Source organism: Psychrobacter sp. Ps6 (genome assembly GCF_022129235.1).
GTDB lineage: Bacteria > Pseudomonadota > Gammaproteobacteria > Pseudomonadales > Moraxellaceae > Psychrobacter.
The window spans coordinates 497716-511351 of record NZ_JADQAI010000001.1; the positions used below are offsets into that span (position 1 = coordinate 497716).

Below are 13636 nucleotides of genomic sequence, written 5' to 3' on the forward strand. Positions count from 1 at the left end.
AACACGATGTCTATTTCTACATCTATGTCATTTTGTTTTTATAGTGTTCGTGAGGAAAATTTAGCAAGCATGCTCAATGGCGGTATTACACTGGATGAGCTAAGAGAAAATCGCGACAACCAGTATTTGGGTGTCAGAGAAGCATCTTTTGAACACTATACGGAAGAGTTGATTGAGCTGTTGGGAGAGGGACATTACGCCTTGTGCGATCTGTTATTTTTGGCAGACAACAGTACGCCTCTGCATGAGCAGCATGATGGACTATTATATGATGTGGCAGTCGTGCCGAAGGTTGCCGAAGCATTTGCTGCGACAGACTCAAAAAAATTGGTACATGATATCGGTCACCATGAAGCAGAGAGCCAAGAAGGTTTGAATACGTTTCTTGAGAATTTAAATCACGTTCACGAGTTATTTAAGTTTGCAGAAGAGAACAAGCTCAATGTGATTGGGTTTACACTCTAAAAATTAGAGGTTAGGGATTCAAAAGCGTTCAGCATCTGATAGCTGATACAGTGCTGTGCATGTCTGAATAGATACGCATGTGATAAAAAGCCGCTTAACACTGTTTAGGCGGTTTTTTGCGTTATGACTGTTAAATCATTTGAGTAGGTGTCTATGTCCCTTGCCTATATTCTAAGTGCTTTCTCTACACTCTAAGATAATAACGACATACTTTGATAGCTGTTATAAGGGTAACTGAGTTCGAATGTTAGCTTTAAAAGATGGTTTGACTTTTGACTAACGAAAGCTTATAAATGTTTTGTTTATTATTTGTTATTGTTATATAGTCAGTGTTAACAGTTTCTTACTAAGAAGAATACAAATTGTTAATAAACAATTGCTTGTTTAGTATTGGTTTTAATAAGATTATTTAAAAATTCACCAGTAAGTGGTTTTTATGACAAGGATGCTTATGAAAAAACAATCGTTAATCGCTATGGTGCTACTATTCAGCGCCACTCTCTCGCAAGCAGCTGAATCAGGTTTAGAAGCTGAGCAGTCAGCTCTAGCCGCATTTGGTGCAGGTCTCGACAGTTTTATGTCCAGTGCATTTGGATGGTTCGTCGATCTCATCTTCTTTTCAGTGCCACTCGGCGAAACAAGCTTTCCGCTTATTGCGGGCTGGTTATTAGTTGCAGCTCTCATATTTACGGCCTACTTTGGCCTTATTCAGTTTCGTCAAATAGGGTTGTCTCTGGATATTGTTAGAGGCAAATATACCGATCCTAATCCCGCTGTTAAAGAAGAAGGTGAGGTTAGCCACTTTCAGGCGTTAGCCACTGCTTTATCAGGTACGGTTGGTCTGGGTAATATTGCAGGTGTGGGTGCAGCACTCGCTATTGGTGGACCTGGTGCTACTTTTTGGATGATTGTTGTTGGTCTGTTCGGTATGGCTTCTAAGTTTGTAGAGTGTACGTTAGGTGTCAAATACCGTACGATACTACCCTCTGGTGTGGTCTCAGGTGGACCTATGTACTACCTAAGCCGCGGTATGGCTGAACGTGGTATGGGTGGATTAGGTAAGGTCTTAGCCGTTGGTTTTGCACTCATGTGTATATTGGCGGCTTTTGGCGCTGGTAACATGTTCCAGGGTAACCAAGCCTTTGCGGTCATGAGCTCTACTTTTAGCATTCCTGCTGATTACAGTTTATTCTTCGGTATTGGCTTAGCTGTTTTAGTCGGTTCAGTCATTCTTGGCGGTATGCCTCGCATCGCAACCGTTACTGAAAAAGTCGTGCCTTTTATGGCTTTGTTGTATATCACCATGAGTGTGATCGTACTGGTTGCCAACTTTAATCATATCGGCGCGGCATTTGGAGAGATCTTCACGGGTGCTTTCACGGGTGCTGGCGTAGCTGGTGGGTTTATTGGGGCGTTAATCCAAGGCTTGAAACGTGCGACCTTCTCTAACGAAGCAGGTATTGGTTCGGCCGCTATTGCCCACTCAGCGGTAAAAACAAATGAGCCTGCTACTGAAGGTCTAGTCGCTTTATTAGAGCCATTTATCGATACCGTTATCATTTGTACTATGACAGCGCTGGTTATTACGATATCTGGTGTGAATACCGTAGCAAACTTACAAACGCAAGCGCTCACTGGTGTGGATCTAACCCGTGCGGCCTTTATGGAAACAGCTCCAATCTTCCAGTACTTCTTAGCCGTCGCTGTGGTATTGTTCGCTTTTTCAACCATGATTTCATGGTCATACTACGGTCTAAAAGCTTGGACGTATCTTTTCGGTGAAGGTAAAGTTGGCGAAGTAATATATAAACTCATCTTTCTTATCTTCGTCATTATCGGTACCATCATACAGTTCAGCTTTGTTATCGACTTCTCAGATGCCGCCATCTTCGCGATGTCTATCTTTAACATCATTGGTTTGTACTTCTTAATGCCAGTGGTGAAAAAAGAAGTCAATTCCTTTATTGCTCGTGTGAAAAGTGGTGAAATTAAAAAGTATAAATAATGGGTTTGATTGAACACGCTGTTATAACACAAAAAAACCGCTTAGCATTGGCTAGGCGGTTTTTTGTTTTTCCATTGAATCAAGCTTTACCCTATGACAGCAGCAGCTTACATAAACGGCAACTTGGTAAATATTTGCAATACCGTCGCATTGACGATATCAACGAAGAATGCACCAACCATTGGCACGATTAAGAACGCTTTTGGCGAGGGTAGATAGCGATCAGTGACTGCTTGCATATTAGCAATCGCTGTTGGGGTCGCACCCATACCAAAACCGCAATGACCTGCTGACAGTACTGCCGCGTCATAGTCTTTACCCATGACTTTAAAGGTAATAAGGTAGACGTAGATAATCATGATGATGGTCTGTACGATCAATATGACCAATACAGGGCCTGCCAAATCCGTCAATTGCCATAGCTTCAATGACAGCAAGGCCATCGCCAAAAATAGACTCAAAGACGCATTACCAAGTACGTCAATCGAGCGATCAAACATCTCAAAATTAAACACCATCGTTAACACATTGCGAATGATGACGCCACCTGCCAGTGCCCAGACGAACGTCGGCAACTCGAACCATGTGCCCTCAGCTACGAGCGTCATTCCGTCAGCAAAAGCCAACGCCCCTGCAAATAGCGCCAACGTCTCGATAGTAGAGGATGCTGTGATAAAGCGCATGCTATCGGGTCTCTCAAAGATATCTTTATTGCTACCTGCAGTCTCCTCGTCATGTTTGGTGCTATATAGTGACTGAGCGCTGGCAACTTTTTCAATATCACTAGGATTTGGATCGGCTGGTGTCGGTTTTAGACCCAGTCGGTTAATCAAGCGCCGTGCCACAGGACCACCAACGATACCACCTGCGACCAAACCATAGGTCGCAACAGCGATACCAAGTGTCGTTGCACCGACCACACCGTAGTCTTGTTCTAAAGTAATACCCCAAGCACCTGCCGTACCATGACCACCCGTCAGCGCAATAGAGCCTGTCACAAGACCGAGCAGCGGATCAAGCCCCAGCGCACTTGCCATGGCCACGCCAACGACATCTTGTAAGACAATAAATACGGACACAACGATCGTAAAAACCAACAACGGTGTACCACCCGCTTTTAGGCGACTAAAATCAGCACTCAGACCGATAGAAGCAAAGAACATCAGCATGGTGGCGGTCTGCAATCCTTGATGAAAGTTGAAGCTATATCCCCAAACCATATTGAGAATATAGACAGCAACCGCTGCGACCAAACCACCAGCAACGGGTTCTGGAATGTTAAAGTCTTCTAAAAATTTAATCCTTTTGACCAAAAAACGCCCCAGTAGTAGCACCAAGGTCGCGAGTATCAGTGTGTAATAACCGTTTAAGGTAATCTCCATAGGTTAATCCTTTATATAAAATAAATTAACCTGAATTCGGGATAAATATGGCTTTATCTCGAATTCAGGTTTCTATGATGACGAATGATTATCGGTGACTAATTTTTTAACAACGAAACTAGACTTCATCCTCAGATGGCACAATAACCCACAGTTGTGGTTTGCCAAAATCTCTATAAGCATCCTCAATGATGCTTTTAAAGACATTGAAGTCTTCGGTGTTTATCCTTTTTACCACCGTCAAATCAAGCGTTAGATGCACCACCTCGCTATCTGTCAAGCAGTCCCATGCGCTGTCCCAGTTGTGCGAAAAGTAACTGGGAAAATCACAGGCGTGAGCCAGACTCGTCAGTAGCGTGGTTTTATCGAGGGTGTCACCCACGGGTATGGTAACAGCCGTAGGAGGAATATCCGCCACTAGTGCTGTACCGTTTTGGTTAATGTGGTCTTGATTAACATAGTGGATGGCTTGGCTCACATTCTTCTGATTCATAGCTTGTTGATCCATGGCTTCTTGAGCTATAGCTTCTTGATTCATATTTGCTTGTTCCATGTTAGGGCACTTGCAGTCTTTGAAAACTATCATAATGATCGACGGTTAAGTAATAGACGGTGGGCGGATAACCGCCTGTGACGATACGACGCGCGCCGCGATGGGAGATACCAGGGGTGGGTACTGTGTATTCGCGGTAGTAGCCTTGCGATTGTGCTGGCAGTCTACCTTCACGGTTGTAAAACGTCGTGCCGTCCTTGTTGGGATAAGGATATGGCCCACCTTGTTGAATCAGCGCAATCGTTTTATCGATCTGTGCATCGCCCGTAATGCTAGTGGTCGCTGTGTCAGTCGTGGCGACTTGACTGGTATTGTCAGACGTATACTGAGATAACGTCGAGCTAAAATCGCCAAAGAAATAGATAGTGACAGCAATAATGGCGATGAGGCTAAATAGGGTAGAACCTAGGCTTCTTTTATTTGAAGTATTAGTTTGACGGCTGCGGTTTGAGTTGCGACTACTGTGGTGAGTATTTCGTTTGGCATTATTAGGTACATATTTAGAGGTATCTGACGCAGTGTCTTGTTCAAGGCTTAATGAAGATGAGGTGACTTCGGTGGCGCGTAATTGGTTTTTGTCATTGCGTTTGCTATTGAAATAAACGCTTTGTCCAACACTAATAGGCTGAGACAATCGCACTTTACTCACGTGAAAAAACACATCCTCATCTTGATCATCGACATCGATAAAGCCATAGCCTTTTTCTTGATTCCAGTGTTTGATCTTGCCACTTTGCATGATTGCATCGCTCCTTATTATGTAGACGTATGTGATTAGCATACTTGTTATTCAAATGCCTATGATTAAAATATCTATTATCCAAATGAAAAAACGCCAGCAAAATTGCTGACGTTCCTGATTAATCATTTCGATAGTCGATACGTACCAAATTAAGCACGAGTTTCGCCATGACCATAGACGATCCATTTTTGTGAGGTCAGACCTTCGAGTCCGACAGGGCCGCGCGCATGAATTTTGTCCGTTGAAATACCAATCTCAGCGCCAAGTCCGTATTCAAAGCCATCAGCAAAACGGCTAGAGGCATTAATCATCACGCTCGCTGAGTCCACTTCGCGGATGAAGCGCTGTGACTTGGTATAGTTATCCGTAATGATGACGTCAGTATGATGGCTGCCGTGGGTATTGATATGTTCAATCGCTTCATCGATACCGTCGACGACTTTTACCGCAAGGATAGGTGCTAAGTATTCAGTATCCCAGTCTTCGTCAGTCGCGGCAGATAAATGACCGTTTAGGGTAATCACATCGGCTAAGATGCTTTGGGCGTTATCGTCCACACGTAGCTGCATCGCGTCATCGGCTTCAATGATGGCGGTGGCAATCTTGGGCAGCAAGTCTTTGGCGATAGGCGCATCGACCAGTAGCGTCTCCATCGTATTACAAGTACCGTAGCGATGCGTTTTGGCATTGACACTGACTTTGATCGCAATCTCAGGATCTGCATCGCTATCGATAAAGGTATGACAGTTGCCATCTAGATGCTTAATCACAGGGACCTTGGCATCGTTACTGATACGTGCAATCAGACCTTTACCGCCACGTGGCACGATAACATCAACATATTCAGTCATGGTGATCAGCTCACCAACGGCGGCGCGATCGGTCGTTTGTAGTACCTGCACGCTATGCTCAGAGAGATCCGTCTGACTTAGGCCTTTTATGATGCATTTGGCAATGGCTTGATTGGACTCAAACGCTTCAGAACCACCGCGTAAAATAATGGCATTACCTGATTTGAGTGCTAGCGAAGCAGCTTCTAATGTTACGTTAGGACGCGATTCATAAATCATACCAACGACGCCCAGTGGGACACGCATTTTACCCAAATGAATACCCGATGGCTGATAAGTCATATCAGTCACTTCACCGATTGGGTCAGGGAGGCCAGCCACGTCTTTAAGACCTTGGAGCATCCCGTTAAATCGTGCGTCGTTTAACTCCAAGCGATCAAGGAGCGCGCTATCGAGGTCATTTTTGTGACCGTTGTCCATATCGATTTTATTGGCTGCCAAAATGTCTTGTTTGGCATTGACTAGCTCATCATGAATGGCCATGAGTGCTGAGTTTTTGTCGCCTGTATTGGCAGCAGCGAGTGCGCGTGACGCCGCTCTGGCTTGCTTGCCAACAGACTGCATGTAGGTAGTAATATCTGTCGTATTTGCTTGACTCATCAATTATTCTCCTTATGTGGTATTAGTGTTATACAAATAAAAGCGCCTAAAAAGGCGAAAATTTAGCAAAAAAAGAGGTTTTGAATGCCTATTTAAATAGCGATAGGTCATTATGCTATTTAACATAGAGGAGATTGCGGCGATAGTAAAGATGATTTTGTGAACAGAATCTGCTTTACAAAACGCTGATGAAGCTTTATCTCATACAGTCTCATAGATTTTACCCTAAGTTTATTGATGGCTATCTGTTATCAATCGCACACTCTATCTTTACGTGTCTTTAACAGAACTGTGCTGTAAATACTAAGGTAGCCGTAGCACATCATCAGTATAGTAGGCATTAACAAAACAGCGTTGTCAGTAGATAATGCTGCATCACGAAATAATAAGTAATGGAGAGTGAAGATGGCTACTAAAAGCAATATGTACAAAAACTGGATGACGGTTGGGCTGGTTGCAGGCGTGCTTGCGCTCAGTGCGTGTAGTAAAGACGAGACACCGATGGAAACGCAAGCGGACACGACAGCCGATGCCCAAACCAGCGTTGAAGAGAATGCAACCGCGACTGCAAGCAGCTCTGACGATATCGCCGTTGCTAGCGCCGATGACGGCATGGCTGTCAGTACAGGGAATGATGTGGCAGTGGCGACAGCAGATGATGCAGAAGTGCTGGATGGTACGGAAGATTCAGAGCATGTCTCAACGTACTAAGTTTTATGGCGCGCTAAACGCTATGATAGTGCGTTGGTTGATATAGCATTATCAGATAAAACAACGTCCGGTACGCGAAAGTGATAAAATAAAGCCCAGAGCGATAAATGCAGTCTGGGCTTTTTTGGGTCAGCTGTTTGTAGCGACGCTATTATTGATGAGTAGCGACTAGTATCGACTAACTGACTGGTTAAACACAAGATTTGCCTTTTTGCTGTGGAATAAGAGACAATATGGCATTTTTTCTTTGCCTACTCAGGCATAGCATTATCACGATAATGCTATAGATGCTGATACTATATAGCTCTTATTTATAATATATAGCTCTTATTTATTTTTATTCGTGTTTTCACTCATATTTATTGGAAGTCTGCTGAACCATGCTTGATACTGCAAAAAACCCGACTCGGCCTATCGCCTTAGACTTACAAGACATCCATAAAAGCTATGGCTCATTAGAAGTACTCAAAGGGGTATCTCTCACTGCCTATGACGGTGATGTTATCTCTATTTTGGGCTCATCGGGCTCAGGTAAATCGACATTGCTGCGCTGCATTAATTTGCTTGAAAACCCAAATCAAGGTCGTATCTTGATCGGCAATGAAGAGCTCATGCTAAAACCTGCCAAGTCAGGGGAGTTGCAAGCAGCAGATGTTAAGCAGCTAGAGAGCTTGCGCGCTCGCGTCGGGTTCGTCTTCCAAAACTTTAACTTGTGGCCGCATAAGACGATTTTACAAAATATCATTGAAGGGCCAACGCAGGTTCTCAAGATCAAAAAAGCCCAAGCGATTAGCGATGCCGAAAAACTGCTAGACAAAGTAGGGCTACTCGATAAAAAAGACGCTTATCCAGCGAACCTGTCTGGCGGTCAGCGTCAGCGCGTGGCCATCGCTCGCGCACTTGCCATGCAGCCGCAAGTGCTTTTGTTTGATGAGCCAACCTCGGCGCTAGACCCTGAGTTGGTCAACGAAGTACTGGCTGTGATGCGAGAGCTGGCGGAAGAAGGGCGTACCATGCTTATCGTTACTCATGAAATGCGCTTTGCCCGTGAAGTATCAAGCAAAGTGGTCTTCTTGCACCAAGGGGTGGTTGAAGAAATTGGCACACCTGAGCAAGTCTTTGACAATCCCACCTCTGAGCGCGTCAAAGATTTTATGGCCTCGCACCGTCCGCACTAATCCTGTTCAAACCAGAAATAAGATGGTGGTAGAGCGCTACCGGCTCTACCGCCATTGAATCCCATCAAATATAAAAATCACTATACCGTAACTATTGTTTATCCTTTATTACTCGATAGTCACTGCAAGTATGCAAAACGTTTGTTTTTGATTTTTTACTCAGGTATTATCAAAAGGTTTATAGTCGGTCGATTTTAACGGCTGTCCATTATTCTGCTATCTATATTGCTTGTCTGTCAGGGACGTCAGAGAACAAAGTATCAGAACCCGAAGTCAAAAAATCCTGTCAAAAATTTATGTCAACACCCATCAGAATTTAAGGAACGTATGATGTCGAATTCTCGCCTACTATGGTCATCAATGACCGTCACTGCAGCATTGATGCTGAGTGCTTGTAGTCAACCTGCCAATGAAACTACTGATGCCAACGCTGACGCACCTGCCGCAGAAACGACTGGCAAAACCATCCGCATTGCAACCGAAGGTGCTTACCCTCCGTTTAACTATACCAATGCTGATGGTAGCTTGGCTGGTTTTGACATCGATGTTGCCAATGCTTTGTGTGACCAGATGCAAGCCAAGTGTGAAATCGTTGCTCAGGATTGGGACGGTATTATCCCAGGTCTATTGGCACAAAAATATGATGCCGTTATCGCAGGTATGTCTATCACGGCTGAGCGTCAAGAAAAAGTGGATTTCAGCGAACCGTATTTTGCCAATACGATGGTATGGCTCACCAACACTGATGGCAGCTTTGATCCAATGGCGATCCAAAACGTCACGCTTGGTGGACAGCGTTCTACCACGCCAGGCGCTTATCTACAAGATAACTACGAAGGCAAAGATGGCAATACCGTTCAGCTATATGACAACTATGACAATGCCTACTTGGATCTGAAGTCTGGTCGTAGCGATGCAGTATTGGCCGAAAAAGTCTCTGCCAAATCATGGCTCGCTGACAATAAAGAAGGTTTCGGTATCGTTGGTGATGAGATTGATAACGATGACAATATTGCTATTGCCGTGCGTAAAGGGGATGGACTCAAAGCGGAGTTTGATAAAGCATTGAGCGAAATCCGTAGCAACGGTGAGCTTGCCCGTCTTGAGCAGCAAAACTTTGGTCAATAATGACTCACTGAAGATTTAGGCTTAACAAAAGCGAGGCTTATCAATATCAAGTAAGCATCGCGCTGTTAAGCCTAAATCAGTAAGTAGTGGTTAACGATATGGCTGGTAAATACATTAAGGAATAATAGGTATGACAATTTCAATGACATCACTAATGACCTCATCAATGAACAAAAAAGCCTTGTGGCTGGCACCGCTCAGCGCAGCGATGCTAATGCTGGCAGGTTGTAATAATAGCTCAGCACCCGCAGAGAATGCTGAAGCTGATACCGCGACTGAAGCACCTATGAATATCAAAATCGCGACAGAATCAAGCTATAAGCCATTTAGTTACACCGATGCTGATGGCAAACTGATCGGCTATGAGATTGAGTTGGTTGACGCATTATGTGCACAAATGAAAGCAGAATGTGAAGTCATCTCTCAAGATTGGGATGGTCTAATTCCGGGGCTGAATGCACAGAAATTTGATGCTGCCATCGCTGGTATGTCTATCACCCCTGAACGTAAAGAAGTGGTCGATTTCAGTGACCCTTACTTCCATAGTGGTATCATCCTCATTGGTAAAAAAGGCGATGATCTGAGTGTCGATTCGCTAAAAGGTCAGCCAATCGCTTCACAGCGCTCTACCGTAGCCTCACAATATCTACAGGACGAGCACGCGGATGCTGATATCAAGCTATATGACACTCAAGACAATGCCTATTTAGATCTAACCTCAGGTCGTGTGCGCGGTATGATGTCTGATAAAGTCACTGGCACTGATTGGCTAAAAACAGAAGCGGGTAGCGGCTACGAGATCAAAGGTCAAGAAATCAGCAGCGACGACGATGCAATGGGTATTGCATTCCGTAAAGGCGATCCATTGGTTGCCAAATTCAATGCGGCATTGGCTGAGCTAAAAGACAACGGCACTTATGATCAAATCACAGGCAGTTACTTTGGTACCAGCTCGACCGCTGCGGCACAAAAAGCAGTCGTGACTGATGGTGTTGATGAAGTCATAGTCGTTGAAGAAGACGCACCAGCTGAAGCAGCAACGAACTAAGACGATGTCTTCTGCATAGACCGTTATTCAAAAGTGTTGTTTACCCAAGAAAACCCAAGGATGATCATGAGCAATCACTGTGTTCCAGCCTGTGCTACGACTGGCAAATCTATTATTAGCGCTATGACGTGCAGCCGTCTATCTGTGCCATTGCTCGCACTGGCGACTATTTTTACCGTCGCTGGCTGTAGCAATAGCCAAGAGGATGCGGCCGATACCAATTCTGACGCGACTGAGGCAACAGCAGCAAAGAATGACGTACTGCGTATCGGTACGGAAGGGGCGTATGCTCCTTTTAACTATACCAATGCGGATGGGACACTGGGTGGTTTTGACGTTGAGATAGCCAATGCCATCTGTGCCGATATGCAGGTGACTTGTGAGATTATGGCGCAAGATTGGGACGGTATTATTCCTGGTCTAAAAGCCGGTAAGTATGATGCAATCGTGGCAGCGATGTCTGTTACTCCAGAGCGTGCAGAGCAGGTTAGCTTCACTGATCCATACTTTAGCAATACCTTGGTTTTTTTGGCCAAAAAAGACAGCAGTTTTGACCCTAGTAACCAAAGCGATATCGACGCTCATTCGATTGCCGCGCAGCGTTCGACCATCTCATCACAGTGGTTCGAAGACAAGTATCCAAAAGCCGACATGAAGCTTTATGATACGTTGAGCAATGCGTTTTTGGATCTAGGATCAAACCGCGTCGATGCAATGATCTCTGATAAGTTGCCTGCGATAGAGTGGCTGAGCTCTCCTGCTGGTAGCAAATATGCACTCAAAGGTGAAGAGGTTGATATCAATGATAACTTTGCGATAGCAGTACGCCCAGGCGATCCGCTACAAGCAAAGATCAATCAATCTTTAGCCAATATTAAAGCCAATGGTACTTACGATAAAATCAATCAAAAGTACTTTGCGGTGCCATCATCTGCAACGAGTACAGTTGATGAGGACGCAAATACAGGCGAAGAGACAGATGCAGATATTAGCGAGCAACCAGCGACGGAAAACGCTAGTTAATAGCTAACAGTAGTTAAAGATAGCAGTCAAAAAATATTGTTTTGATTAATAAAAGGATATTACCATCATGGTGATGTCCTTTTTTATTATTCCATAAACGTATCGTATGGTCATGGCATAGTCATCGTTATTCACCATTCGCTTTACTCAAATTTAGTCAGTTCGTTTCAAGCGTATTTGCCCAAGTGTCTGTTTAAGTACGGTTTAGACACAGCTTTTACGCGTCAGGATTAACATCACGGCGAGCGAATATGATAAAATCAGCGCTCATTTCTACTGTGTCAATTATCGCAGCGCCAACCGTATTCCTTTGACGTCATTTTTTGGCGCCGACCATCCTTATTGATTTGGTATAAAATACGGTATATAGCCGCGTTCAGCTATTGATGCTGATTCTTTTAACTCATATTTTGCAAATTGCTAATATAAAGAGACTGAGTGGATAATCGTGTTTGACTTACAAGGATTTGGTGCGCTTTTATTAAGCGGCGCTACCGTCACTATACAGCTTGCCATGACCAGTTTAATTATTGGTCTGGCCTTAGGCTTGCTTGGCGCAACCGCAAAGATGTCCAATATCTGGTTGCTGCGTAAGCTTGCGACTGTCTATACTGCGACGATGCGCGGTATTCCTGAGCTGCTATTGGTGCTATTCATTTATTATGGCGGCTCTATCTTATTGATGAGCATCCTCAAAAAGTTCGGCTACAACGACTATGTCGAGATTAGCGCTTTTTGGGGCGGTGTCATGGCGCTGTCTATCGCTTTTGGGGCGTATGCGACTGAGATTTTTCGCATGTCGATTCAAGAGATTCCGATAGGGCAACGAGAAGCGTCGCAAGCGATTGGTATGCGTCCTTTTCAGACCTTTTATCGCATAACCTTGCCGCAAGTATGGCAGATTGCACTACCTGGTCTGGGTAATTTGTTTTTGGTATTGCTCAAAGATACCGCGCTGGTGTCGGTCGTGGGTCTCAAGGACATCATGTATCAGTCGTCGCGTGCGGCGCAGTCAACACAGCAGCCGTTTACCTTTTATATGGCAGCCGCGATTATTTATTTGGGTCTGACCATGTTGATTACTGGCTTTATGATGTGGCTTGAATGGCGTGCTAATCCAGCGGCACGCTATGCCAAAAAGATAAGCCGTCAGTCGACTCACCGTCAATCGACCATAGGATAGAGGAGAGAGACTATGGATTGGAATTGGCAGGTCATTTTTGACCATATCCCTGACTTACTAGGCGGCGCGGTATTGACCGTACAGCTGGTGGTCATCTCATGTGTTATTGGGTTGTTTTTTGGTTTGATCTTAGCGCTATTACGGCTGTCTAAGAATTGGTTGGTACAGATACTCCCGTTTCTCTATATCTTCTTTTTTCGCGGTACGCCGCTGCTGGTGCAGATATTCCTGATTTACTACGGTTTGGGTCAGTTTGAAGCGGTACGTGATTCATTCTTATGGGAGCCTGTGCTCAGTCAAGCATACTGGTGCGCCATTATCGCCTTTACGCTTAATACCAGTGCATATTTGGCAGAGATTATACGCGGTGCGATTCAAAACATCCCAATCGGTGAGCTTGAGGCGGCTGATGCGCTTGGTATGTCAAAATGGCAGAAGCTAACACGCGTGACCTTGCCGCGTGCGTTTGGTATTGTGATACCCGCCTACAGCAACGAAGTGATCTTTATGCTAAAGGGCAGTGCGCTCGCATCCACCATTGCATTGATGGATATCACTGGTGTTGCTCGTACGATTAGTGCGCGTACCTATACCTTGATGGAGCTGTTCTTTGCTGCTGGTATTGTTTATCTATTGCTGTCATGGGTTATCTTATTTAGCTTTAGAATGTTTGAAAGACGCATGAACCGACATGCCAGCTATGTGCCACCAGATGTCGTGACCAATACGATTCCGTAGTGAGTTGCTAGTCATGAATGGTCGTCAAG

General features: G+C 44.7%; 13 protein-coding genes. 9 read left to right on the forward strand and 4 right to left on the reverse strand.

What is annotated here, in order from left to right; genetic code table 11:
* Window positions 1-6: 6 nt before the first annotated feature.
* The gene (locus tag I3255_RS02115) at window positions 7-465 is read left to right on the forward strand and encodes a hypothetical protein (RefSeq protein WP_238036331.1); all 459 of its coding nucleotides are present in this window, start codon (window positions 7-9) and stop codon (window positions 463-465) included.
* Between the two features lie 451 nt (window positions 466-916).
* On the forward strand, window positions 917-2470 hold the full coding sequence (locus tag I3255_RS02120) for an alanine/glycine:cation symporter family protein (protein WP_238036333.1): 1554 nt from the start codon (window positions 917-919) through the stop codon (window positions 2468-2470).
* 107 nt (window positions 2471-2577) lie between these two features.
* Here the strand turns inward: I3255_RS02120 and gltS are convergent, their stop codons facing one another.
* The 4 genes from gltS to I3255_RS02140 form a co-directional block, all read right to left on the reverse strand.
* Entirely contained in the window at window positions 2578-3852 is a 1275-nt protein-coding gene (gene gltS / locus I3255_RS02125; protein ID WP_238036335.1) for a sodium/glutamate symporter, read from the reverse strand.
* A 118-nt stretch (window positions 3853-3970) separates the two neighbouring features.
* On the reverse strand, window positions 3971-4345 hold the full coding sequence (locus I3255_RS02130) for a barstar family protein (RefSeq protein WP_238036337.1): 375 nt from the start codon (window positions 4343-4345) through the stop codon (window positions 3971-3973).
* A 61-nt stretch (window positions 4346-4406) separates the two neighbouring features.
* Window positions 4407-5144, reverse strand: coding sequence for a ribonuclease domain-containing protein (locus tag I3255_RS02135; protein ID WP_238036340.1), 738 nt, complete (start codon window positions 5142-5144; stop codon window positions 4407-4409).
* 152 nt (window positions 5145-5296) lie between these two features.
* The gene (locus I3255_RS02140) at window positions 5297-6598 is read right to left on the reverse strand and encodes a glutamate-5-semialdehyde dehydrogenase (RefSeq protein ID WP_238036342.1); all 1302 of its coding nucleotides are present in this window, start codon (window positions 6596-6598) and stop codon (window positions 5297-5299) included.
* 405 nt (window positions 6599-7003) lie between these two features.
* Between I3255_RS02140 and I3255_RS02145 the strand changes: the two genes are divergently transcribed.
* The 7 genes from I3255_RS02145 (at window position 7004) to I3255_RS02175 (ending at window position 13607) form a co-directional block, all read left to right on the forward strand.
* Window positions 7004-7309 carry a hypothetical protein gene (locus I3255_RS02145; RefSeq protein ID WP_238036344.1) on the forward strand — a complete coding sequence of 102 codons (306 nt, stop codon included), beginning with the start codon at window positions 7004-7006 and terminating at the stop codon, window positions 7307-7309.
* Window positions 7310-7689: 380 nt separating this feature from the next.
* On the forward strand, window positions 7690-8487 hold the full coding sequence (locus I3255_RS02150) for an ATP-binding cassette domain-containing protein (protein WP_201598892.1): 798 nt from the start codon (window positions 7690-7692) through the stop codon (window positions 8485-8487).
* A gap of 327 nt (window positions 8488-8814) precedes the next feature.
* Entirely contained in the window at window positions 8815-9615 is an 801-nt protein-coding gene (locus tag I3255_RS02155; RefSeq protein WP_201598889.1) for a transporter substrate-binding domain-containing protein, read from the forward strand.
* Between the two features lie 142 nt (window positions 9616-9757).
* Window positions 9758-10663, forward strand: a complete 906-nt coding sequence (locus I3255_RS02160; protein WP_238036532.1) for a transporter substrate-binding domain-containing protein — start codon at window positions 9758-9760, stop codon at window positions 10661-10663.
* Between the two features lie 66 nt (window positions 10664-10729).
* Complete coding sequence (locus tag I3255_RS02165) at window positions 10730-11686, forward strand: ABC transporter substrate-binding protein (protein ID WP_238036346.1); 957 nt, start codon at window positions 10730-10732, stop codon at window positions 11684-11686.
* A 448-nt stretch (window positions 11687-12134) separates the two neighbouring features.
* Window positions 12135-12869, forward strand: coding sequence for an ABC transporter permease subunit (locus I3255_RS02170; protein ID WP_201598887.1), 735 nt, complete (start codon window positions 12135-12137; stop codon window positions 12867-12869).
* A 12-nt stretch (window positions 12870-12881) separates the two neighbouring features.
* Window positions 12882-13607 (forward strand): ABC transporter permease, encoded by a 726-nt coding sequence (locus I3255_RS02175; protein ID WP_201598886.1) that lies wholly within the window; start codon window positions 12882-12884, stop codon window positions 13605-13607.
* The last annotated feature ends 29 nt before the right edge of the window (window positions 13608-13636 follow it).

Coding starts and splice junctions, on each gene's coding strand:
- I3255_RS02115 (WP_238036331.1), top strand. CDS start 7: ATGTCTATTTCTACATCTATGTCATTTTGTTTTTATAGTGTTCGTGAG.
- I3255_RS02120 (WP_238036333.1), top strand. CDS start 917: ATGAAAAAACAATCGTTAATCGCTATGGTGCTACTATTCAGCGCCACT.
- gltS (WP_238036335.1), bottom strand. CDS start 3,852: ATGGAGATTACCTTAAACGGTTATTACACACTGATACTCGCGACCTTG.
- I3255_RS02130 (WP_238036337.1), bottom strand. CDS start 4,345: ATGAATCAGAAGAATGTGAGCCAAGCCATCCACTATGTTAATCAAGAC.
- I3255_RS02135 (WP_238036340.1), bottom strand. CDS start 5,144: ATGCAAAGTGGCAAGATCAAACACTGGAATCAAGAAAAAGGCTATGGC.
- I3255_RS02140 (WP_238036342.1), bottom strand. CDS start 6,598: ATGAGTCAAGCAAATACGACAGATATTACTACCTACATGCAGTCTGTT.
- I3255_RS02145 (WP_238036344.1), top strand. CDS start 7,004: ATGGCTACTAAAAGCAATATGTACAAAAACTGGATGACGGTTGGGCTG.
- I3255_RS02150 (WP_201598892.1), top strand. CDS start 7,690: ATGCTTGATACTGCAAAAAACCCGACTCGGCCTATCGCCTTAGACTTA.
- I3255_RS02155 (WP_201598889.1), top strand. CDS start 8,815: ATGATGTCGAATTCTCGCCTACTATGGTCATCAATGACCGTCACTGCA.
- I3255_RS02160 (WP_238036532.1), top strand. CDS start 9,758: ATGACATCACTAATGACCTCATCAATGAACAAAAAAGCCTTGTGGCTG.
- I3255_RS02165 (WP_238036346.1), top strand. CDS start 10,730: ATGAGCAATCACTGTGTTCCAGCCTGTGCTACGACTGGCAAATCTATT.
- I3255_RS02175 (WP_201598886.1), top strand. CDS start 12,882: ATGGATTGGAATTGGCAGGTCATTTTTGACCATATCCCTGACTTACTA.